A 24,102-nucleotide genomic window follows, 5' to 3' on the forward strand; every position below is an offset into this window, starting at 1 on the left:
CAAAACGATAAAAGAAGCACTACGTTCAATTCCGAACAAAGGGATCGGATACGGCATGTACCGCTACTTGGGTGAGGAAGGCCAAGGCGAAGGACGGAAGGTATCCGGCATTAGTTTCAACTACTTGGGACAGTTTGACCAAGACTTCCAGACAGCGATCTTTGAAGGATCTTCGTTACCTGTAGGTGTCATGGCAAATCCTGAGTTGCAACGAAATAGTGCACTAGAAGTAAGTGGCATTGTGAAAGAGGGAAGAATGCGATTTACGTTTGGTTACAACGGGAAGCAGTATTTTGAGCAGGAGATGGAGAATCTTGCGGGCTGTTATATGCAGAAGCTAACAGCAATTATTCAGCACTGCGTGGAGAAAGAGAGTACGGAGTTGACTCCAAGTGATTTGAGCAGTAAGAATATTTCTTTTGAAGATTTAGAGGCATTGTATCAATCCTTAATAGATTGAGCTATTCTTGGAGTTTGAGTACTGACAGGGCTCCGAATATAACAAATTCGGAGCTCTAAGAATAATCGCAGCAGAAACCAATGTTATTGATCTACTAGAGCTGAAATTTTCTAAGTAAGTGCGGAGATAAAAAAGTGAATTTCCGAAATATCTCCTCAATCACTGCCCTAGAAAAATATTGATTTATATTAGGAGAGATTAAAATTTATGAACCTTTTTTCTAAGGATAATATTAAAGATGTGTATCACTTATCATCGATGCAAGAAGGAATGTTGTTCCATTCCCTTTATCAGAAGAACGAAGCTTATCATGAGCAGATAAGATTTAGTATAAAGGGGAGTTTTGATGTTTTAATTTTGGAAAAATGCTTCAATTTACTTATTGAGAGGCATGAAGTATTACGAACAATTTTTTCTTATAAAAATACTAAGAATCCACTACAAATTGTTTTAAAAAAACAGAAAAATCTTCATATAAATTATAAAAATATCTCTCAAGAGTTAGAAAATGTTAGGATTAATATGATATTTGAATATATTAAAGAAGATAAAAAGAATTTATTTAGGTTGACGAAGGATGTTCCAATGAGAGTAGCTGTTTTTGAGATGGGTGAGGAGCAGTTCGAGGTGATTTGGAGTTTCCATCACATTGTTATAGATGGTTGGAGTCTAGGTATTTTGTTTGGTGAATTACTCCATATCTACGAATCCTTAAATAAGGGAACACGCTTACAATTGGAGACGGCACAGCCTTATAGTCGCTTTATTCAGTGGTTAGAGAAACAAGATAAAGCGAAAGCATCGGATTATTGGAACGATTATTTGAAAACGATCGATGAAGTGACTACCCTGCCGGGATATAAAAAGACGGCAGATGGTTATAAGCAAGAGGAGCTGTGGTTTGCTCTGGATGAGGAACAGACGCGAAAACTCCAACAACTGGCGAACCAATACCAGGTCACTTTGAATACCATTATGCAGACAATCTGGGGGGTAGTCCTGCAGAAATATAACCGAACGAATGATGTTGTTTTTGGTGCAGTCGTTTCGGGGAGACCTGCAGTGATACCAGGAATCGAGAAGATGGTAGGATTGTTTATTAATACTATTCCTGTCCGAATTTCAAATAGTTCGACTCAACAGTTTACGGAGGTACTGAAGGCAGTTCAATATGCAGCGAGCGAGTCAGATGCATATAGTTCGTATCCTTTATATGAGATCCAAAATCAATGTACATTAAAACAAGATTTGATCAATCATATTATGGTTTTTGAAAATTACCCGATGGATGATCGCTTGAAGGACATGGGTCAAGCAGCAGGAGTAGGATTGGAATTATCGAATTTCAATACGTTTGAGCAAACGAATTATGACTTTAATGTGATTTTGATACCTGCAAAGGAACTTGCTATAAAATTCAGTTACAATCTGAACGCGTTTGAACCTGGAAGAGTGGAACGAATGAAAGGTCATTTGCAACATGTTATTAAGCAAATCATAGCAAATCCGAACTCTATGATTAATGAGATTGAAATAGTGACGGCAGAGGAAAGAGAACAGCTTGTAAACGGATTTAACCAAACAAAAGCAGGTTATCCATCTCATCAGACCATACATCAGTTATTCGAGGAACAGGTTCAAAAAACACCAGAGAATATTGCTGTTGTGGCTGGAGGTCGACAGTTAACATATCTTCAGTTAAATGAGCGTTCTAACCAACTAGCAAGAGCCTTAAGGTCTCATGGAGTTAAACAAGAATCTATTGTTGCATTACTATTAGATCGATCGGTTGAAACAATTATTAGTATATTAGCCATTCTCAAAGCAGGAGGAACATATCTCCCAATTGATCCAGGTTATCCGGCGGAAAGAGTAGAATACATTTTCGAAGATAGCAAGGCTTCATTCTTAATTACAACTGGTGAATATGCTGCTAGTACTACATTTAGCGGAGTAACATTCAATCTCTCAGAGGAACTGGATGTCATATCGGAAGAGGAGATAACGAATTTAGAGAATATAAATAGCCCGCAAGATGCTGCATACATCATATACACTTCAGGTACTACAGGTTTACCTAAAGGGGTTATCATCGAACACAGAAATGTCATTCGCTTAGTTCTAAATGATGAAATGGAATTTGACTTTAATGCGAATGATGTATGGACAATGTTCCATTCTTATTGTTTTGACGTTTCTGTTTGGGAGATGTACGGTGCCTTACTGTATGGAGGAAAACTTGTTATCGTACCAAAGTTTATTGCACAATCTCCAGAGGCGTTGACAGATTTATTATTACAAGAGAAAGTAACAGTTTTGAATCAAACACCGACAGCATTTTATGCCCTTATGCAAGAGGGAAGCAATTTCATTGGAAATGATTTGGCACTACGCTATATCATTTTTGCGGGAGAAGCACTAAGTCCAATAAAATTATATAAAGTGAAAATAGCGTATCCACATACGAAATTAATTAATATGTACGGGATCACAGAGGTAACTGTTCACACGACTTATAGGGAAGTGACTATGGAGGATATTGAAGGTGAGAAAAGTAATATCGGTCATCCTATTCCCACAACCACTATGTGTATTCTCGATGAACAGCAAAAACTTGTCCCTGTAGGCGTGATTGGAGAGCTTTTTGTTGGTGGAAAAGGGATTGCTCGTGGCTATTTGAATCGTGAGGAGCTCACAAGGAATAGATTTATTGCGAACCCGTTTAAACCTGGGGAAAAGATGTACCGAAGTGGAGACTTAGCACGGTGGTTACCAGATGGAACTCTAGAATATATGGGTCGGATGGATCATCAGGTGAAGATTCGAGGATACCGGATTGAATGTGGTGAGATCGAAGTTCAGCTGTTGAAGCATGATTCGGTTAACGAGGCCGTGGTTATGGCACGAGAGTCAGACGATGGCAGCAAATATCTATGCGCTTATCTTGTTAGTGAGACCACCATAGATGTAACCGATTTAAGAAGGCATTTGGAGAAACTTGTACCAAGTTATATGGTACCTGCCTACTTTATGGAAGTAGAGCAAATGCCATTGACTTCAAACGGAAAAGTGGATCGGAAGGCGTTACCTTTACCAAAAGAGGGGTGGATGCGAGGAAATGAGTATGTTGCACCCCAAGGAGCAATAGAAGAACAACTCGCTGAGATCTGGAAAAAAGTTTTGGGGATTGAGGAAGTAGGACGATCAGACGATTTCTTTGAGTTAGGTGGCCATTCAATAAAAGCAGTACAATTAGAAATAGAGTTAGAAAGAAATGGATTCCAAGTTGAAGAAATTATAGTTTATTCATATAGAACTATTAAAGAAATGGCCTTTCATTTTGAAAATCTAAGTTTGAAAAGTGAGTTAAAGCCAAAATTGGCTATTGATGGAATGAACCTAGGCTAATATTGATGGAAGCCCTATGTAAAACAAAAGAGGATTGTGCAGATGCAACTTCAGTATATCAACGAATAATGGAGTGAGAAGCCAATCAAGATTCGATTATCTTCCATACCATTCTATACCAAGCTGTTATTATTGCGTTTGGCTGTATCAAGCAAGCATTTTTAGAATGAGGTAGGTATCTGATTATTATTTGGATTGGAAAAAGAAGCGAGTTTCGCTAATAAATTGTACATGATGGAATTTATGACAATTTGGGCAAAGCATCGTCCAAAGCAGCGAACTTGTGGTTAAAAAATGAGTAGTGGTTCCTGGGTAGCAAGTTAAATAAGCAATATCAATATCTTTTGGTCAGCACAACTGAGGTAACAAGGAAATATTCTGAAACAAGCTAATCAATTCTATTGTCCCACAGGTAGGTCAAAGATCATCGCTGAAAATTTAGCTGATGATTTTTGGCCCCTCGGGAACTGAAAATTAAACTACAAACACTATGATAAGAGGAGTTACAAAATGATTAATACAAAGTTATTTTGCATTCCATATGCGGGCGCTTCAGCGACGATATTCAATAAATGGAAAAGAATGAATAAAGATATAGGAATAGTGCCGATTGAATTAAAAGGTAGGGGTTCAAGAATGAGGGAACCTTTGTATAAAACTTTCGAAGAGGCAGTAGACGATGTGTATTTAAGAATTATTGATCAAATTGATGCTCATTCTGAGTATTCTTTATTTGGACATAGCATGGGGGGGCTGATTGTTTTCGAATTGGTTCATCGAATTATTAATGAAAACATTAAAATGCCACAAAAAATATTTATATCAGGTTGTACCTGCCCTAGAGAAAGAGAAAATAAACAAATTCATTTACTACCAAAAGAACTTTTTTTCAATAAAATATTTGATCTTGGGGGAACTGATGCATTGGTTTTTGAGAATGATGAACTTACAGATCTCTTTGGACCAATTCTAAGAGCTGATTATAAAATAACGGAAGAGTATATAGCAAATAATCATAGAAAAATAAAAAGTGATTTGTTTATATTATACGGAGATACAGATATAGGTAGTGAAGGGAAAAAACTGATTAATTGGGAAAAAGAAACTACCGGTCACTGTCATTTCCAAAAGTTTGAAGGGGGGCATTTTTTTATTCTAGATCAAGAGGCAGAGGTACTGAATTATGTAAATTCAATTTTAGTTGCTTTAAATAGCATTAAATAATGAAGGTTAGTATTTCCTCTAATATGTAATACAAGCAGTTATTACGCTAATTTCAATTATTATGGAAGAATATAATTAAAGAACATAATAGTTGTCAATATAACTGATCCCCTCTACTTTCAATATAGTGTATCCTGGGTTTGGCTGGTATTCTCTGAGATCGGAAAGTAAGCTTATAAAGCCATCCGTCAACTCTATGAGGCACGATGTTTTTCTAGCTACGACAGAGGAGACAAGACCATAGGATTAACTAACTGTATAATTGGCGTGGCCCCCTTTTCTCACGAGACGATAGCTTGGATATGATTTGGAACCAAGGCAAACCGAAATCGAAGACATCGTACGGAAAAGAGAGGCTATTATTCTATTGAATAAATAATGATTTCATTTTACTCTTTAGAACTAAGTGGTGTTCTTCATCACAGAGTTATGGTGGTGGATGCTTCTAGCAATTGTAGATAGACTATCATCCATACTCTTAGCTACAAGGGATGAGTTATCTTAGAAAGTTCTTGACGTTCGATATTAATGTTTCAAAATCCCAAATATGAATATTTTCCGGGAATTTATCGTTCATCGCACATACAGATAGACTGTAATCTGGAGCAATATCATATTGATGAAAATAATATTGTGGGAGATCGGAACAAGCGGGATCGAAATAAATTCGATCGTTACGCAGTGAGAATGAGAAGGTGTCAAACTGAATCGATAATCCTCGGCCATCGGCTTTGATTAATGCTTCCTTCAACGTCCATAATGAATAAAAATAGTTTGTTCTTTGGCTACATGGTAATGATGATAGATCAGCATATTCAGCAGGTGAAAAAAATCCCGATGCAATATCCAAATCAATAGTTTGTTTCTTCTCGATATCAATCCCTACCGGCTCATGATCTACAACTAGTACCACCCAAACTCCAGAATGAGATAAATTGTAGTGCAACGATGAACCTTCAAGATAGGGTTTTCCGTAGGAGGTTACATTCAGTTTTGAAGTGAAATTTCGATTTGTTATGTACATCAATCTGCACATCACGACCCTAGAGAGTAGATCTGCAATTAATGAACGCAATTTATCTTCGAATTGGTGGAATTTATTAATCTTGGCTCTTTTATTGGGTGGTACATATACAAGCAGTTGATCAAACAACGCATGTTCAGTAATGAACGATAATTGAATGGCATGTATCTCCATTTCTAGTCTTACGCCCCTGTCAATTTATATAAGAAATTACTTTTCAGTATACAACTAGACCTCTACCAAGCCAATCAAATTTTCAAGTGTAACAGTTAATTAAGATTTATTCTATTTCTCCGTCCGGATTTTTCCCTTAGTAAAGAAAAAAACCGGACATATTTATCTATCATGTTGAGTGTGGTGATGCTAAACATATTACTACAATGCCATTTATGAAGCCAGGGATTTAACTAAGGCTGCGATTGAAGAGTTGATCAAACATAAAGCACCTACTAATTGCAGGTGCTTTATGTTGCTTCTCGCCTATGACTTTTTATACATCGTTGATTTAGTGGTATTTTCCCCAGAGGCACGATTAATGCACTGCCTACATTTCTGCATAGGTCCGTTCTAGATTGTTGATCGACTTGGTATAAGTGTAAACATCGATCCAGATGCTTTAGCGCGTAAAATTGATCAGCAAAATCCAGAGAAGTATAAAGTAACTGCAGGAAAGGAAGCTATCAAATTAGCTAGAGAATGTATCCGGAATAAGCGGGATTTCACAATCGAGACGACATTAGCAGGTGGAAATGTTATTCGTCAAATGTATGATGCAAAAGAAAATGGATTTGAGACCATCATGTTTTATGTTGGACTAGGGGATGTACGGCTTAATATTGAGCGTGTTACTACTCGCGTGAAAAACGGGGGTCATCATATTGAGTCAGAGGATATTATTAGACGCAGTGTAACTAGCATGGAGAATCTATTGGCTCATTTGGACTTAATCGACCATCTAGTTGTTATTGATAATAGCAAAGCAGACGGTGAAATTGTACTGGAAGCAGATAAGGAATGCTTCAAATACCATCAGAGTGTTTTGCCTGAATGGGCTCAACGTATTGCTCAACATTTGAAAAAAAGGAATATTCAACAATAAAACCGAGCGCTGTAAGGTCACAGTGTTCGGTTTTATTGTTGTACTGACATCACTTCGTGTCCATAACCTCAAAAAATTCGATAATACTGGGGAGGACATGGAGGATCTGATCTCCATCGGCACCATCGGCCTGATTAAAGCTATTGAGAGCTATCGTCCGAACAAAGGGACAAAACTGGCCACATTTGCGGCTCGTTGTATTGAAAATGAAATTCTGATGCACCTACGTTCGTTAAAGAAAACTCGCAAAGACGTGTCCTTGTACGATCCGATTGGGACAGACAAAGAGGGTAATGAAATCACGCTAATCGATATCCTTGGTTCTGAAGCGGATGATGTTATTAAAGAAGTGGATTTGAAGATCGAGAAGAGCAAGATTTATCGTAATCTTGATATTCTGGATGATAGGGAAAAAGAGGTTGTCGTTGGGCGATTTGGGCTAGATACAGGTGGGGAAGAGCGGACGCAGCGGGAGATTGCGAAGGAGCTTGGGATCTCGCGGAGTTATGTGTCGCGGATAGAGAAGAGGGCACTCATGAAGCTGTATCATGAGTTTTATAAGGCGAAGCGGTAGGGTCTTAGATAATAACTAAAGATTCACTATACAGTGTTTTAAAAGCGACTTGCCAACAGGGGAGTTGCTTTTTTGTTAATTCAAGTCGTTGGGATAAATGAACATAAAAAAAGCATATTCAGAAAATTAACTTTGTAACTGCTGAGGGGTGTTATTATGACATACAAAGAAATTTATGATCTCCATATTCAATTGTTACATGTATATGAGAACAATGAAAAGCACCAAGGTCCATATCAGAAGCAAATAATTTACTTTAAGAGACAGTTTTTTATAGCTAAAGATATAGTTCAACGAATTTTTTTAAAAATCAGTTAATAAAAATTCATGAAAAAAGTAGTGAAATAAAGATAAAGTGGTGTTCAGAAGAATACTTTAAATGATGCATAGATTTAATATATATATGTTTTGAATGTAGGAATAAGCTTCTAGATAGATAACTCTAAAATGATCGATAGCAAAAAAAGAGTAGTAATAATTGTTGCTAGACTTATATCTACAAGAGTTGAAATGATGTAGTAATAATATGGATATAATGAAAATATATTTTTGAGTCACTAACACGCCCTAGTCGCTTTTGATTAAAGAGGATGAATCTGCCGATCAGATCCAATAACCTCGTGAATATCTCTGGAATGTGGATAACCCGAAGCGGTTTAGTAATTCCATGACGTATTTAACACAGCGTTAATACTATATGTGGACAAGTAGGAGGGGGTTGAGGTGAAAGAGGATCTTTTGATTAACAAAAAACTTGTTTTTATTTGATTAGTACTATATAGTTCTATATATGACGAATAAAAAATTGAACAATGGATCTGCTAAATCTAAGAGTTCCAATCCGGTTAACCGGACCAAGGCAGTTGAAGTGGCTGCACAGTTATTTCTGCGTCAGGGGTACAGCTACGTTAGTATGGATGAGGTAGTACGGGTTAGCGGAGTATCCAAGTCGAATATCTATTACCATTTTAAAAACAAGGAGGAATTACTTCATGCTGTGGTGCAGTACTGGATCGCCCAGTATGAATCAGATCTTTACCTGCTGCTCAGTCAGCGTGAACGAGAGGTAACAGAACGCATCTATTCGTTTATGGCGTTACTGTCCGCAGGCATAGAGGGTCGGGATTATGAAGGAAGTTGTCCGTTTATTACACTGTATATGCAGACACCAGCCAGTGCACCGGAAGTAAAAGAAAGCATATCCCGTTTCTTTCGTGAGTTGCAGCCAATGATGGAGAAATTGTTCCAACAGGGGCTGGATGGCGGGGAGTTTCGTAAAGGAATCGAGCCGGGACCAGCAGCAGCATTATTTATTGCGGCAATGGAAGGTTCGCTTGTACTTGGGGAGACCGCGCGTGATACAGGAATTATTGAACAATCAGCACGTACTTTTTGTCAGATGCTTCGGTAAACGAAGCTTTTTTTTGAATATAATTAGTACTAAATAGTACTATGAGGGGCGAATACACAATGAATGTTCATACTACTCGTGAAACAAAAACGGAGCACACTAGGGACATAAAGCAGGTTATTAACAAGAGGGCAATTGAACCAGCAATCATTTTCATGACAGGCAGTACAGGCTTTATCGGTAAGGAAACAGTAAAACAACTCGCGGCTGGGGACACAAAATTGTTGTTGCTTGTTCGTTCCGAACCAAGAGCCAGAGTTGTGCTGCAAGCTTACGGAGTGAAGAACTTCGACCGAATTACATTTATCCACGGCGATTTGTCCAAACCAGGTCTCGGCCTTATATTGACTGATCGGCAGCTTGTTCTCGAAGCAGACGTCATCATTCATGCTGGCGGCACGATGGATGTTACTCTGGAGCGTAAAGAAGCAGAACAGATTTTTATGAACGGCGCGAAGGAAGTGGCGGAACTGGCTGGCGAGATCCATCGTATACGCGGACTGAGACACTTTATCCATGTTGTTGGATTTATGAGCCCGTATGGACAACGGGACGAAAAGGGGGAATACATTCAGGTCAACAAACTGGAAAATCATGAAAGTGCATATGAAGAAATGAAATTTCACGCTGATCTGTATGTCCGTGAACATGCAGAGGCGAATCAGTATCCGTTGTCTGTTGTCAATCCAAGTACAGTGGTGGGACCGCGACCCACGGGTGAAACCGAGCAAACGGGTGGTATCGGACTGCTCATTCAGGCGATTCAGAAACGATTCATGCCTGTTGTACCGGGAGGTTCATCATATTGGTTGCCGCTTGTGGAGAATGATGTGGTTGCAAAGACCCTTGTCTTTTTATCCAAAGAAACAGCTCCAGTGGGAGGAACGTATCCACTTTTGGCGCGCAAAGAAGATAGTCCTAGCATGAAGGAATTACTGCATCTTCTGTCACAGCAAATGGATGTTCCAAAGCCCAAATGGGCTGTACCACTGACATGGGTTCAATGGGCGATGAAATCAGGCGGTACGCGGATCAGCGGTGTTCCAGCAGAATCGGTTTCTTTTATTACCAACAGAACATTTCCGGTGGAAGAGACGGAGGCTCTGTTCACACGTATGGGACAATCCTGGCCTGATATCAGGGAACAGCTTCCATTTGTGACAGCCGACTTGGATTATCGTCTCCGTCATGCATCATCTGGGACTTTGCCAGCCGGTTGTACTCGATCACGGATCGGAAATTTGGCTGCACTTGGTTGGGATGGTGAAGGAGAGTCGTGGATCATCGTACATGGTTTGCTTAGTTGTGCCGATGAGATGTTACCTTTGGGAGAACGGCTTCGGGAACTGACAGGAAACCCGGTATGGCTTGTCGATCTGGCCGGATTCGGTCGGTCACCTGTTCATCAGAAGAGTGAAGCGTTTGAAGGCCATGTGCATGAACTACTCACCGCACTTCGCGAGTTGGAAGGCCCGATGAAGCTGATCGGTCACTCTGTTGGGGGCGCAATTGCGGCTACTGCGGCATTCAGGAGCGGACGCACAGATATTCAGCTTGGTTTATTGCAGCCCGTAGGTCATAACTCTAACCAGACAGCTCTGCGTATGGCTTCCCGTATGCCAAGAGATTTCGTGCGTACCCTTCTGACCGGGCGATCCGAAGCTGGCTGGAATCGTATGCTTCAATCAAAACGTGACACGGATCACCGTGTAATTAGAAGATTTGCAGAAAAGGTGAGGTCCAGTATGCAATCTCCACGCATTGCGGGTGCGCATACCGATTTGTTACGCTGGATTCATACCGGGAAGGGCAAAGGAGTCCAAGACAAGTTATCGATGGGGACGTGGAGTAAAGCTGATCAGGCGAAGAGCACAGTAGTGGTCTGGGGCAAGGAAGATGAGGATTACCACTATCCTGAGGAAATCGATCCACAGGTTAAATGCGTAGATGTACCCTATGGTCATTATTTTCCGGTATTTCAGCCCCATGATACGGCTGCGATTCTTGTAGAGTGGTTCAATACCAAGAGATGAGACGAGTCCAGTTCTCTACGGTGCAGGAATCCCGCGAATACTGTCGAAAGGGTCAAGTTCGATTAGGGTGTGTCTTAGAATTCCTAAAGGAGCAGATTTTGCCGAATTTACGTTCCAAGCCAGGGACTTTTTCGCAGGCGTACCGGGGTACTTCAAGAGAAAGTGACGCAGCAGGGGGACGAAAAGGCGGAGAAAGATGCCCTTAAGTGAGATTTAAGACACGACCTAATTGATTTGAGAAGGCAATTTCTAAGTAAAGAATTTTGGATATATGTTCTAAATGAACTTAATAATGTAGTTCGAACGGGATATGACTACAGAAGAATTGATACTGAGTTTTTCTCTGTAGTTAAGGGTCTTTTTCGTTGCAATATTACAGATGAGGTTAAAAGAATTTTAGGACAAGTAAATGCAGTGCTTCAACAGATAAATAGTATGGGAAAATAGTAGTAGAAATATTGTAATTGAAGAAGAAAATTCAAGATAGCTAAGTGAAAGGCCACATAGGAGCGTAAGAACTCCATGTGGCTATTTAATTGTTTGCTTGCCCAGAGACATGCATAATTCAGTCCATTTCTAGTTATTACATCGCATCGTGTCCACAACCTCAAAAAATTCGATAATACCGGAGAAGACATGGAGGATTTAATCTCCATCGGAACGATCGGCCTGATCAAAGCTATTGAGAGTTACCGTCCGAACAAAGGGACAAAGCTGGCTACTTTTGCTGCCCGTTGTATTGAAAACGAGATCCTGATGCACCTTAGATCCTTGAAGAAAACACGGAAAGACGTATCAATGCACGATCCGATTGGGACAGACAAGGAAGGTAATGAAATTACACTCATCGATATCCTTGGCTCCGAAGCGGATGATGTCATTAAAGAAGTTGATCTGAAGATCGAGAAGAGCAAGATTTATCGTAACCTCGATATTCTGGATGATCGGGAAAAAGAAGTTGTCGTTGGGCGATTTGGACTTGATACAGGTGGAGAAGAGCGGACGCAGCGGGAGATTGCCAAGGAGCTGGGGATCTCGTGGAGTTATGTTTCGCGGATTGAGAAGAGGGCGCTGATGAAGCTTTATCATGAGTTTTATAAGGCTAAGCGGTAGGGTCTGGAGGATAATTTAGATTTAAGTAGAGATTCACAATAGAGCATTTTAAAAGCAACTTGCCAACAGGGAACTTGCTTTTTTGATAGTACACCCAGCATGGGCTAATTATTGTAGGACAGAACATCGAACAATTGAAAACCGACCTCAAGGGATGGGTTAATTTGAAGCTTTAAGGCGAATGCCAGGACATCACGGGAGTTAGATGAATTCGGATGAAGGAATACATATTGAAAAGGATATGGAACAAAAATCGCAAATAACAAAACAAACAAATGAAACCATACAGGTAATGTATACTCGACAGAATTTGCTTGAACAATTTGATGATGAACAATTTAACGCGTTGGTAGAGAAGATAACCATCCCCTCGCCAACGCGTTATTTGTTTACCTTAAAGAGTGGGATGGAGATTGGGAAGATGGTCGAGTAAACTCCATTGTAATAAGAAATAGATATTGCGACAGATGGCATGGAAAGCCCATGCTGATTGATCGTTAGAAATTCAAGGATTTTTCTTGGTGTTCTTCAACCCAATATGGATAGTATTCATTTTCCCATTTTGTACCGTCGTAGTATTCGACATCTTTTACACAGGCAAGTACAGTTTTTATACCATGGGTGCTATCAAGACTCCACCCCTTTCCTTTTCCAAATGTTGCTTTTGGTACAATATTTACATTTTCAGCAATACCCACAAACTCGAAGGAAGCATCTCCGTACTCTCGTTTAATCTTTATAGGAAGTCCGTTAGAATCAAAGGCTAACATAGATACATTCATATTCTTAACCACTTTGTTAGAGTTGTTTCGGGTAATTACTTGAATCATATCGGGATATAAAGATTTATAGGTATCATCTTGAACTATTATAATAGATTTTTCTACTGTTACCTCTTGATTTTTCTTCGCTTCTTCCATCTTTACTTTACGCTGGGTGGCCAATTTTTCCTCATTCTGCTTTTCATAAACTGTTTTTTTAGCCATCATATCAGAATCATTAGGTATAATCATCAAAGCTTCATTTATGACTTTGATAGCATCATCATATTTTTGTTCGGACGAAAGCTTTTGGGCATCGTCCAGGATGGCGGTTTTATAACCAGCAGAAGTGTCCTTTATTAATTCCTGAGCCTTTGAATAGTTGGCTTCATCAACTTCGATAACCTTCTTCAATTCCGCAAGAGCATTCTTCACATTTTTGTTTTTCAGGAGTTCTTCTCCAGTCTTAAATGCTGTTCTCGAATCATTCAGTTTGTCTATCTCAGATTGAGCTGCACTTACTTCTGATTTCAAAAGGTTAGTTTTCTTAATTATTTCAAGTTGGTTTGTAGCTGTGGTATAATCGATCTTTTCGTTAGTGAAATCTTTTTTCGCTTCTTCAATGTTAGTTTGAAGAAACGTCTCAACTTCGGATTCTTTTTTTAGATCGCCTTTAATTTTCTTTTCATAAATTTCGATAGCATCTCCATATTTGTTTCCTTGGATAGCATTTTTGAATGAACCAACAGGTCTGTTATTTAAGAACCAGATTGTCAGTACGATGACAATCACGACTCCTATAATACCACCGATTAGAATCCATTTCTTCCTGTTACTTAACTTTTCTGAAGACGCTGTTGAAGTCTTAGTTCCACAATTTTTGCAGAAAAGACTGTCCTCTGAAAGTTCCGTGTTACACTTTTTACAGAGCATATTCATTCCCCTTTTTTTCACTTTGCCTGCTTAATGCCTGTTCAAATGGTTGTTTCGCTAAAATAATATCAAACTCTTTTGTTATTAACATGTCAGCGAATATATGTGCCGTAAATGACTAGGACTTAAGTTGCAGGTGAATGATACCATTCTACAAAAGTTAACAAATTCCTTCATATGTAATTCAACAAATAGAAATGCTACAGCTTCTATGCAACTCTGATGGAGTAATATAGAAATTTTATATTAAAAAGTTGTACTTCCAAATATTTGCACTAGTTCTACGCAAGGTATAAGCTAGCATTGACCTTTATTTTAAAAAAGTTTGCCCTAAGTACGTAGAAACTGCACCATCGATGATTCTGCCATCATTAACTAGAGTTAACGACCCGTTTCCTGATTCTTTATCGCAGCCAGAAGGATATGAGCTAATTCATACTGTAAATCAACTGGAGTTCTGGTTCGAAGGTGGAGTAATGAATTATTACGACCAACCGGAAAGTAAATGGAGCAGGTAGTTTGAAATGTAAGTGTAATAAATGGGAGATTTGTGTAAGCCATAAGCGTCAAGCGACACATCGAACAAATGTCATATTGGCAGCGCAAGGATACTTTTTTTAAAAAAAATACCTGTTTTTTAAACTTTTAGAAGGGAGTGTCGTTATACTGTTCGACAATCTACTCGTGCGCACGGTAGTTGGCCAAGTACGAATGGAGGCAGGTAATGATGCATGTAGTTATCCAGCAATTGTGCAAAAAATATGGCAGTAAACAAGTACTGAACGGAATTAACCTGACATTGGGTACGGGTATGTTCGGCTTACTCGGTCCCAATGGGGCGGGAAAATCAACTTTAATGCAAATATTGGCAACAGTAATACCGAAAACATCAGGGGATGTACAAATTGGACATTGCAAGCTTGGGCGGGATGAACGTGAAATTCGTGGCTTGCTTGGCTACCTGCCACAAGAGTTTGGCGTGTATCGCAAGTTGACAGGCGCGGAATATCTCGATTATGTCGCGTCCATGAAGGGCATTACAAATGGAAAAGCCCGGAGGAAAGCAGTAGCCGAAATGTTGCGCCGAGTCAATCTGGAGGAGAAGCGCCATGTGCGTATAGGCAAATATTCTGGCGGGATGCGGCAGCGCATCGGTATTGCCCAGGCGTTGCTAGGTGATCCGCAGTTCATTATTGTGGACGAGCCTACGGCAGGGCTTGATCCCGAAGAACGCATGCGATTTCGTGATATGCTGACAGAGCTGGGTAAAGATCGTACTGTGCTACTGTCTACACATGTCGTCGCCGATATTGATAATAACTGTAAGAGTATGGCGATTATGAGCGGAGGGCGCATCGTATTTCACGGTACGCAAGAACAATTGCTCCAGCGTGTGCAGGGACAAGTGTGGACGGTCCAAGTGGGTGATGAGAAGCTTGCAGAGCTCAAAGAAACTGCAGCCATCGTGACTGCAAAGCGTTCAGGAGCCGGCTATGAGGCGCGTGTTCTTGCCAGTTCTGTCCCATTACCTGGAGCAGTCCAGGCAAAGGCAGGACTTGAGGACGGATATATCGCGGTCATGAGAGCGGGGAATAGCCAATGAGCCTGATTCGCTATTACAAAACAGAGTGCAAGCTGCTGCTGCGTGGCCCAGGCTTGTATCTGATGCTGGCAACTGTGGTCGGCATCCTGTATTTGATGTTTCAGACCGCCGATGCCAAATTGGATCGTGCAGTATACGTGATGGATATTTCTGAGGTGTATTGCCATGTAGCCCTCATTATTTTGCCTTTGCTGGCAACAGCGATAGCACGGCGGGATGAAGAATGGAAGACAGCAACCATGATGGCTACCTTTCCGTATCAAACATGGGAAATGGAGGCTGCACGCTTGCTCTGTGCTGTAACCCTTCCGTTAGCAGCTGCGCTCGTGCCGATGGGGGCTTATGTATGGTTGGTCGTAAATGATGGCATCTCATGGGGAATGCGTGAATGGTATACCTCTGCTGTATTGGCTTCCTTTGCCATCCCGATGTTATTTGCAACTGTAATTGCCTACTTAGTAGGTATCCTTATCCGCAAGCGATACAGTTACTTGATCAGCTTCGTCCTGTTGCTTAGCTTGGCAATTATTTTACCGGAATTTTTTAAGACCGATCGCCCTTCTTTTTCATTACCCCTTCATACGCAGATTTGGTTCGATTATTCACTAGTTAAATATATTGGTAAGTCTTACTCACGTATGTGGGGATTTATATATGATCCGGCATTTTGGCTGCATCGCGGCATCGTTGCAGCTTTAGCAGCAGGAATGGTCATGACTGTTCTACTTGTAGTATGTAGACGCAGGCGGGAACGGGTCAAGGCATGGCTGGTCTATCCCACGATGCTGATTCTAGGTGCAGCATTGTTATGGGCAGGTAGTGCGATGTACGGATACCTGCAGGAACGGGTAGATATTGCGGATGCCAATGAACGTTTCTATCGCGAACGTCTTACTTCAGCCAATGATATCACGCAACAGCGTGAATTGGAGCAACTGCTCGTTGCTGGAATTGCAGCGGGTAAATATACGGAGGCGGATATTAAGGAGATGTCTCGTATCACCCTTAACACAGACGGGATTACCAGCAATCCGCTCTCGGTATCGCATATTAAAGATCTGCTTGTCGGCATGAAGTTTCAGGATCTGCACATTAATAACTATAAGCTGGAGTTGGAATTATTGCCGCGGCATGGGCTAGAAATACAGGCGACGATGCAAGCAAGCAATGGACAAGCGGAAACGCTAGGGAGATTCCCCATCATGCTACGGCATATATTTGATGTACAGGAACTGAAGGTGAACGGTGCTGCTGCTGCCTATGAGTGGGAAGAGGCTACAGATGTACTTTGGATCAAGCCTGCTACGGATGTTATGCCAGGGGAGCATCTGGAGATCGAGATGATATATAGCGGTACCATAAATGATTGGCGTCATTATTATTCCGTCGCTCCTAGCAGGGATAGCTGGGAGCAGATCGCTGTTGTCGACGATAACAGGATTTTCCTTCCAGCTTTCTATGGCTGGTACCCTGTTATCGGCAATAGCCGGCTATCGGAATTGCTTACCGATCACTACGAATGGGGGCGTCACGCTACAGATGTTCTGGACACACAATTGCCGCGCCCTATGGCGGGCTTTGAAGTTGCTATCACAGGGCCAAGTAGCTTGAAACTATTCTCCAACGCCTCTGTCATTACTAGTAAGATGGCTGGAGAGAAGGGAGCGACCGTCACTCGACTGGAGCTGGATGAAGCAAGCGGACTTACATTATTTGGGGGCGATCTGCAGCTTGCAGAAGCGACAGCAGACGGCAAGACGTTGCGTCTGCTGGCATCTGGTCAATTGCCTGACCGTTCTGTCGAAGAAGCAGCACAGTACGCAGCTAAGTATTACGCCCAAGCGGCGCGTACTTTGAAAATGTTGGATGGAGAAGCTGCAACGAGCTTTCCCCAGTCGGTTACTATGGCACTTGCCGATTATCCGTATTATAGTTTGAATATGGTGAGTATGAACACCCTTGGCATGGTAGATGCAGCAGTTGGAGGTCCGGAAGCTCGCGATGTTCACTTTTTGTCTAAGGTGTCTGTATCAAGTTATTTTGGGGCGGAAATTGATCGAGGGAAGAATGGGAACATCCAACTGAGAACGGGGCAATACTGGCTTGATTACAGTGCCAAACGCAGAGAGATTAGAAATGCGAGATTGGTCTATTTTAATAGCCAATATATACTGAATAACTTTTTTCAGGCCTATATTGAGCGCAAGGTGGCGGGAAATGAACTGAAAGGTCCACTGTTCGAACCTGTTAGCAGCTATTTTTTGAACGGTACACCGAATCAGGTTTATGACCTTATGAACACCATATACAGCCAGTACGGTATTGAAAGTGTCTACGATGTCATCAAGCTTGTCTATAACAGTATTGGCACAGAGCAGCTAATCGAGGACAGCGATGAACAAATGGAAGAGCTTCTGCGAGGCTATTTGCAAAGGAAAACGGAGGGAGGAAAATGAAGGTCACCCTCATCCTTTTGTCCCGTGCAAAATATGCATGGCGCATCCTATGGAGCGGCTACTTGCTAGCTATAGCTATTATTGCGGCGCTGATAGCAGCTAGTTGCCTCATGCTGCCAGAGTTGTTACCATCTCCAGGTTTTTATCAAGTCAAAATGGTTTATATTTTTATTCTGCCTTTACTTACGATTGCTTTAAGTGCGGCCTTGTTCGCCGATGATTTCAGTGAGGGTACTTTTGCACATCATTTCAGCTATCCATATTCACAATTACTCGTGTTCGCCGAGCGAGGAGCGGTCGCTGCGCTATTGCTTGTTATCTATGAAGCAGCGTTGCTCTGGACAATTGACCGCTGGGCGATCCCTTTAAGTTCGGCACAACTAGCGTACATAATCAAACATAGCCTCAGTGTGAATATGTTTGTCGGTGGTCTGGCGGCATTGGGCAGTCTGCTAGGGCGCAATATGGCTGTCGGGCTAGGAGTGGGTGCAACGGTGTGGCTGCTGGAGTATTTTATGTCCAGTATGCCGCTCAATCGTTACTATTTATTTCAAGCCGTCTGGCCGGTGAGCCGGTTCGCAGATAAATCGCACAACGCAATCGCATTATTTGTGGCAGCTGGAATACTGCTTTTCTGCTGTTTGCTTCTATTGGGGAAAGGCAGAGGTTGGCTCGTGCGCAGGCAATAGTGCTGAGCGAGAAGGGAGGGAGTCAAGTGAACAGCCGTGCTGTTGTTACGGATGAGCAACTGCTCGAGCAATACAAGCAAGGGAATACAGCCGTGCTGGAGTTGTTCGTCTATCGGTATCATCAGACCATCTATGCGTATTTATACCGACTGACCAGCAAGCGTCAGCTCGCAGAAGATTTGGTGCAAGAGTGTTTTGTCAGAGTATTCACCGCTTTGCAAGCTGGTCGCTTGCCTGAACGGTTTCGACCATGGATTTATCGAATTGCGACGAACCTGTGCCGTGATGTATGGAAGTCCGGAGCATATCGTTATGAAGTAGCGGCTAAGGATACCGGAGTGTATGATGCGGCTGATGGCGGTAAAGATACGGTAGCGTCTTTTTTAGACAAGCAGTATGAGCGTGAAGCAGTCATTGCTGCCCTTGGCGCTTTGCCTGAGGAGGAGCGGCAAATTGTTATTTTGCGTTTTTACGAGGAGCTCAAGCTGGATGAAATAGCCGAGCTGCTGGAACTGCCGCTTGGAACGGTCAAGTCCAAGCTGTATCGGGCGTTCAGGCGACTGGCCCATACATTGCAGAAAGGGGAGGATCAGAATGAGTTACATATCCGGAGCCGATAACGCTAGTCGTGACAGTCAACTGCACAGGGAATTGCAAGAGCAGCGGCAACTAGAGGAAAAGGGTGAAGCAGCAGCGGATCGATGGGAACATGACAAGATCGGAGCCGTATTCAGCCAACTGGATCGCTATACCATCGAAGGCCTCAGCGGCCAGCAGACCCAATCCCTGCTGGCTCTTGCCGCTGCATATGCTTCACAGCCTGAGCGATCGGTTGCCGCACCCTCATCTAGGCGAGTGGCAAGTCATGACAGGCCTGGGCGGCTACCAGCTATCGCTATGTCTTTGCCAGTAAAGCTTATACAGCAAATGGCAGCCCAGGCAAGGACGATGCATTGGCTGTTTTGGCTTATATCAGCGCTTATGATTGGCATAGGAGCAGTCATTGAGGGGCTGGCAGCAAGTGAATGGTTCAGTAGCTCTGCTAAGCCGGATGTATTTTTATTTACGATTCTGTTGCTTCCTGTAGCCAGTGTGGCATATTCACTCCGATCCATGCATACGCCAATGAGTGAGCTTGAGGCAACCTTTCCTGTTACACCCGTACAGCTTATGGTAGCCAGAATAGGAACCATACTGCTATATGACCTCCTTCTATCGCTGTTGTTTTATGGAATACTCGTTTTGACGGGTACCAGCAGTGAATTCGGATCTAAGACTACTGTACTGATCACAGATCTATTACTGCCGATCTGCCTGAGCGCTTTTACATCGCTGGCTGCAATGCTTCGTTTCGGGACATGGCCTGGTACCGCGGCTGTGCTCGCAGTGGGCGTCATCCAGTTTTCCGCTGGCGAGAGGCTTGGTGTATTTCAACTGTTCAGCGAATACGGGTCCGATCACTGGCTTGCAAGCAAGCTTGTTGCTGTTAGTCTGGCAATAGCGCTTGGTGTTATTACAAGTATTTTGCTACGCCATCGGCATTATTACAAGCAATATGAATAGGAGGGAAGAGTGGTGCGAGGAGCTGAGTTAAAACTTACCGCGGTTGAACTTCTTGCAGATAATGGTCACCTGCTACTAGGGGATGTGAATCTGGCTTTGCCGCCAGGCTGGTATGGTCTGGAGGGCGCCAATGGCAGCGGGAAAACAGCATTGCTCAAAGCGATAGCTGGCCTATACCAGCCTGTACACGGCTCGATTACCTATCAGCTTCATGGCGTGGCGTTGTCAGGGAATGCTTTCAAGTCATATCTGGGCTACAAGCCACAGCAGGCAGCATACTATGACAATATGAACGTCGAGGCGTACTTGCGTTATGTTGGTGAGATGAAGCTGATGCCACGGGCGACCATTGAGGAACGATCTCGTGAGCTATGTGAACGGCTCGGGCTTACTGCCGAGTGGAAGATGCCTATTCAGCGGTTGTCAGGCGGCAACAAGCAACGGCTTATGATTGCTCAGGCGATGCTTGCTGATCCATGGTTTCTGCTGCTGGATGAGCCTCTCTATGGCATGGATATCGAGATTCGTTTCCTGCTGCTAGACACATTGTACGAAATGACACCTGGCACAGTCGCTATCTTTTCAGGCGCATTGGAGGGCCTACAGGGAGGTTGGCTGGATGCTGTGATCAAACTTGACAATGGTACAGCAGCGCTGCACTGATGCAGCGCAGTTTTCTATATTAAATTATCCTGTTGCGGCTGCGATACTTGCCTGGCGGATAGCCAGACACTTGTTTGAACCATATGCTGAAGGGATGGATAGAGTCGGCCTCTAGCTGGCTGGCAATGGAGACTCTTCTACCCTTATCATTGGCAAAATAAGGGGAGTTAATAATGAGAATTGACAGATTCGCTTAAGAAAGTAAAAGGACAGGCGGACAACACATGTGGAGTGTCTAATATTGATGGTGCGAAAATGAGGTGTGAAAGTATTTGGGTGCAACTGTCTAATGTTGAGTAATACACATGAGAAAGTAAAAGAAGGTTTGTTAAAATTTGGTATGTTTGTGGAGGAAGTGCTACATAAAGAAGTGCTTTGGAGAATTATTACTAGAGTAGAAAGACAGGAGACTTTATCTAGGTATTTAAATGAGATTGATATTGCCATTAAAGAGGATCGTAGTAGATAGTTACTCTTAGCTATGGAAGTAACAGATTCTTCCCTTCCCTCCTCCATTTAAGGAAGGTCCAAGTATAAACCTTATGGTGTGACATCATATTGACTTAAAAACTTCAATAAATCGTTAAACAGCTGCACAATTTCGTTGTTTGGATTAAGGTATAATCCGGCAACATTTATCTCTCACCATCAACTCAGTTGATTGATGATTATTTATCTATGGATGAACGAGTAATCATAATTGATGATAACGATTTGAATTATAAAAAAGAAAGATACGCCATGAAAAAAATCCATTCGGACAGATAACAATCAAAGTATACTGTGTTTCAACCATGCCAGTGAACCAGAACTGAGAGATTATTTTGAAGAGCAATTCGAGTATTGTAGGTAACTAAGTGAAAAAATACACTTATGGTTTTGAGGTTAATTAATACCGGCATAAGTATGGCAATCGTAGAGGGAAGCGGGTTATGACCTAAATACAAAGATAAGGTCTCAATAGTTGTACATAATTATACAAAACATAGGGATAGTTTGAATAAATTAGCTAAAAAATGGTATTTTTATAAACGATAAGCCGGAGGAGGTTGACGAGAGACTTTGCATCTATGGTTTTTTGGCCTCATTTTTACGATGCTCTCTTACGGGCTGTCTAGCCCTGAACTTCTGATAAACATCGTTCAGTAGGCTTTTTATAGTAAAATATATCATTTTATAAGAAATACTGGTATTTTATGAGGAAATAGCTTATTATGGAAATAGAGTGATGTATGGGCATGTATATGATTGTGAATTATATCACTTATGTCAATCAACAGGCGTGAAAAAATATGTTAAATGCATAAATACGGATTAGAAATAAGTAGTGAATTTACATGTATTGCATGATTAACGCTATTCACGTCATAAATTCGTTATTCATGGAAATCTATTTATTTTGGGCTAAGATGCTAGACAATCTATAGACAAGAGTGGCAGAGGATTGCTTGAAAGTATGATATGAGGAGGAATTTTAATGAGTAATTTAGTTAACGTAGCAGAGAATCACAATGAAATTCTTAAGTTCAAGGAGCTATTTGTTAATTTGAAGAAGGAGTTCAGATTTTCTAGACTAGGTAAACCTTTCAGAACTTCAAATTGCAATTATTTTCTTGATTCCGGCACTGGAAAAGTGTTTATGCTCAATGAAAACACCTATCGCGTGTTAGAATGCTTATGGAATACGGATGAATTTGAACGTTTGTTCGAGCTAGAGATGTCTTCTGAGGAATTGTTAAATGGCTTAAAAGAAGTAGAGGAAGCTGTAAAGAGTGAGAATATATTACAGTTGCCACCAGTTGAAAAGATGTATCTCTTTGATGGTAAAGTTTTTTACGATAAGGATGCACCTAATGTTCAAACCGAACAAATTACATTTGAGATGACAGAACGTTGTAATTTAAGGTGTAAATATTGTATCTATCATGAAGGGGAAGCTGGATTCCGTTCATTTGGAAGTAGAGATATTGATTTAGATACTTGTAAGAAAGCAATAGATATGTTATCAAAGTCAACGAAAGAAGAAGTCTATGTTACTTTTTACGGTGGGGAACCTCTACTACGATTTGATATCATGAGGGATACAATAGAATATAGCAAAGTAAAGCTTCACAACAAAAAAGTATTTTATAATATGACAACGAATGCAACGCTGATGACTGAAGAAATAGCTAACTATTGGACATCGTTGGAGAATCATTCTACACTGGTTAGCTTAGATGGACCGGAATGGATGCATGATAAAAATAGAGTCTATTGTAATGGAAAGGGATCTTTTAAATCGGTTATCCGGGGTTTAAAAAAGCTAGTAGAAGCTGAGGGGACAAACGCTGCGGCCAAAATTTCCTATAACATCGTAATAACTGATGCAAGAATGGAAACGTTGGAAAAAATACAACATTTCTTTAGGAACTCGGAGCATATACCAGCAGGGTCAAGCATATCAACATCCTATCTTAATACCCCTCCTGAAAAGTTGAGTTACTTAGGAGTTGGTACAGAGGAAGATAGACAATTATGTGAGTCGTTAATGAAGAGATTCGACCCATTAACAAAGTGGAGTGTAGACAAATTAAACTCTGATGCGAGTGATATAGATGATAAATCATTAATATCAAAAGATTCATATGATAAAGCACTAAGTAAAGTACACAATAGAATGCGAAGAAGCGAACCTATTGAAGCATTCGCAATGAATGGATGTTGTATACCTGGAGGACGGAGATTATACATTACGGTAAATGGCGATCTTGCAATATGTGAAAAGATGGGTCCATCACCTTTTATCGGGACAGTACATGAAGGCATAGACTATGAGAAAATTAATAAACATTATATTGCTGACTTTATGAACGAAGCAACGAAATATTGTAATGATTGTTGGGCTGTTAATACATGCAGTCTATGCTACCTTCAGTGTTTTGATAGTGATGGTATTGATATGTCTTATAGACAAGAATTGTGCGTAATAAATAGGGTTCACACTGAGCAGTCGCTGGTATTATACCATGAAATGCTAGAAAAAAATCCTGAGTCATTGGCTTATCTAAATGAAATCACTTATAAATAAGGCGTTTATTTTGGGGGG

Annotated in this window: 19 protein-coding genes; 17 read left to right on the plus strand and 2 right to left on the minus strand. The window is 41.3% G+C overall.

Features of this window, described 5'->3' with window-relative positions; all coding sequences use genetic code 11:
- The 3 genes from MKX41_RS00005 to MKX41_RS00015 all read left to right on the plus strand — a co-directional run.
- The coding region (locus MKX41_RS00005) for a condensation domain-containing protein (protein WP_340967988.1) at positions 1-460 on the plus strand (460 nt) is incomplete at its 5' end.
- A gap of 207 nt (positions 461-667) precedes the next feature.
- A complete protein-coding gene (locus tag MKX41_RS00010) occupies positions 668-3,868 on the plus strand; it encodes a non-ribosomal peptide synthetase (protein ID WP_340967990.1) in 3,201 nt (1,066 codons plus the stop codon).
- Between the two features lie 510 nt (positions 3,869-4,378).
- The gene (locus MKX41_RS00015) at positions 4,379-5,092 is read left to right on the plus strand and encodes a thioesterase II family protein (RefSeq protein WP_340967992.1); all 714 of its coding nucleotides are present in this window, start codon (positions 4,379-4,381) and stop codon (positions 5,090-5,092) included.
- A 496-nt stretch (positions 5,093-5,588) separates the two neighbouring features.
- Here the strand turns inward: MKX41_RS00015 and MKX41_RS00020 are convergent, their stop codons facing one another.
- Positions 5,589-6,290 carry a 4'-phosphopantetheinyl transferase family protein gene (locus MKX41_RS00020; RefSeq protein ID WP_340967993.1) on the minus strand — a complete coding sequence of 234 codons (702 nt, stop codon included), beginning with the start codon at positions 6,288-6,290 and terminating at the stop codon, positions 5,589-5,591.
- 589 nt (positions 6,291-6,879) lie between these two features.
- Here MKX41_RS00020 and MKX41_RS00025 point away from each other — a divergent pair.
- From MKX41_RS00025 to MKX41_RS00050, 6 genes are all read left to right on the plus strand, one after another.
- The gene (locus MKX41_RS00025; protein WP_340967994.1) at positions 6,880-7,215 is read left to right on the plus strand and encodes a hypothetical protein; all 336 of its coding nucleotides are present in this window, start codon (positions 6,880-6,882) and stop codon (positions 7,213-7,215) included.
- 22 nt (positions 7,216-7,237) lie between these two features.
- Entirely contained in the window at positions 7,238-7,789 is a 552-nt protein-coding gene (gene sigK / locus MKX41_RS00030; protein WP_340967995.1) for an RNA polymerase sporulation sigma factor SigK, read from the plus strand.
- Between the two features lie 805 nt (positions 7,790-8,594).
- On the plus strand, positions 8,595-9,200 hold the full coding sequence (locus tag MKX41_RS00035) for a TetR/AcrR family transcriptional regulator (RefSeq protein WP_340967996.1): 606 nt from the start codon (positions 8,595-8,597) through the stop codon (positions 9,198-9,200).
- Positions 9,201-9,259: 59 nt separating this feature from the next.
- A complete protein-coding gene (locus MKX41_RS00040) occupies positions 9,260-11,233 on the plus strand; it encodes an alpha/beta fold hydrolase (protein ID WP_340967997.1) in 1,974 nt (657 codons plus the stop codon).
- 582 nt (positions 11,234-11,815) lie between these two features.
- Positions 11,816-12,346: an RNA polymerase sporulation sigma factor SigK gene (sigK, locus tag MKX41_RS00045; RefSeq protein WP_340974775.1), complete on the plus strand. Its 531-nt coding sequence runs from the start codon at positions 11,816-11,818 to the stop codon at positions 12,344-12,346.
- A gap of 205 nt (positions 12,347-12,551) precedes the next feature.
- Complete coding sequence (locus MKX41_RS00050; RefSeq protein ID WP_340967999.1) at positions 12,552-12,779, plus strand: hypothetical protein; 228 nt, start codon at positions 12,552-12,554, stop codon at positions 12,777-12,779.
- 64 nt (positions 12,780-12,843) lie between these two features.
- Here the strand turns inward: MKX41_RS00050 and MKX41_RS00055 are convergent, their stop codons facing one another.
- Positions 12,844-14,040: a DUF5780 domain-containing protein gene (locus MKX41_RS00055; protein WP_340968001.1), complete on the minus strand. Its 1,197-nt coding sequence runs from the start codon at positions 14,038-14,040 to the stop codon at positions 12,844-12,846.
- A 724-nt stretch (positions 14,041-14,764) separates the two neighbouring features.
- Here MKX41_RS00055 and MKX41_RS00060 point away from each other — a divergent pair.
- From MKX41_RS00060 to MKX41_RS00095, 8 genes are all read left to right on the plus strand, one after another.
- Positions 14,765-15,643, plus strand: coding sequence for an ABC transporter ATP-binding protein (locus MKX41_RS00060; RefSeq protein ID WP_249267678.1), 879 nt, complete (start codon positions 14,765-14,767; stop codon positions 15,641-15,643).
- Positions 15,640-18,099, plus strand: coding sequence for a hypothetical protein (locus MKX41_RS00065; RefSeq protein ID WP_340968002.1), 2,460 nt, complete (start codon positions 15,640-15,642; stop codon positions 18,097-18,099). Before MKX41_RS00060 ends, MKX41_RS00065 begins: the two co-directional genes overlap by 4 nt.
- Positions 18,096-18,788, plus strand: coding sequence for a hypothetical protein (locus tag MKX41_RS00070; RefSeq protein ID WP_340968003.1), 693 nt, complete (start codon positions 18,096-18,098; stop codon positions 18,786-18,788). The genes MKX41_RS00065 and MKX41_RS00070 overlap by 4 nt, the downstream gene beginning before the upstream one ends.
- A 26-nt stretch (positions 18,789-18,814) precedes the next feature.
- Positions 18,815-19,408, plus strand: a complete 594-nt coding sequence (locus tag MKX41_RS00075; protein WP_340968004.1) for an RNA polymerase sigma factor — start codon at positions 18,815-18,817, stop codon at positions 19,406-19,408.
- Complete coding sequence (locus MKX41_RS00080) at positions 19,383-20,351, plus strand: hypothetical protein (RefSeq protein WP_340968006.1); 969 nt, start codon at positions 19,383-19,385, stop codon at positions 20,349-20,351. Before MKX41_RS00075 ends, MKX41_RS00080 begins: the two co-directional genes overlap by 26 nt.
- 12 nt (positions 20,352-20,363) lie before the next feature.
- A complete protein-coding gene (locus tag MKX41_RS00085; protein ID WP_340968008.1) occupies positions 20,364-21,014 on the plus strand; it encodes an ABC transporter ATP-binding protein in 651 nt (216 codons plus the stop codon).
- 289 nt (positions 21,015-21,303) lie between these two features.
- Complete coding sequence (locus tag MKX41_RS00090; protein ID WP_340968009.1) at positions 21,304-21,483, plus strand: hypothetical protein; 180 nt, start codon at positions 21,304-21,306, stop codon at positions 21,481-21,483.
- A 1,008-nt stretch (positions 21,484-22,491) separates the two neighbouring features.
- Positions 22,492-24,084 (plus strand): radical SAM protein, encoded by a 1,593-nt coding sequence (locus tag MKX41_RS00095; protein WP_340968010.1) that lies wholly within the window; start codon positions 22,492-22,494, stop codon positions 24,082-24,084.
- The last annotated feature ends 18 nt before the right edge of the window (positions 24,085-24,102 follow it).

It is taken from the genome of Paenibacillus sp. FSL R5-0475, from assembly GCF_038004585.1.
In the GTDB taxonomy this organism is placed as follows: domain Bacteria; phylum Bacillota; class Bacilli; order Paenibacillales; family Paenibacillaceae; genus Paenibacillus_AQ.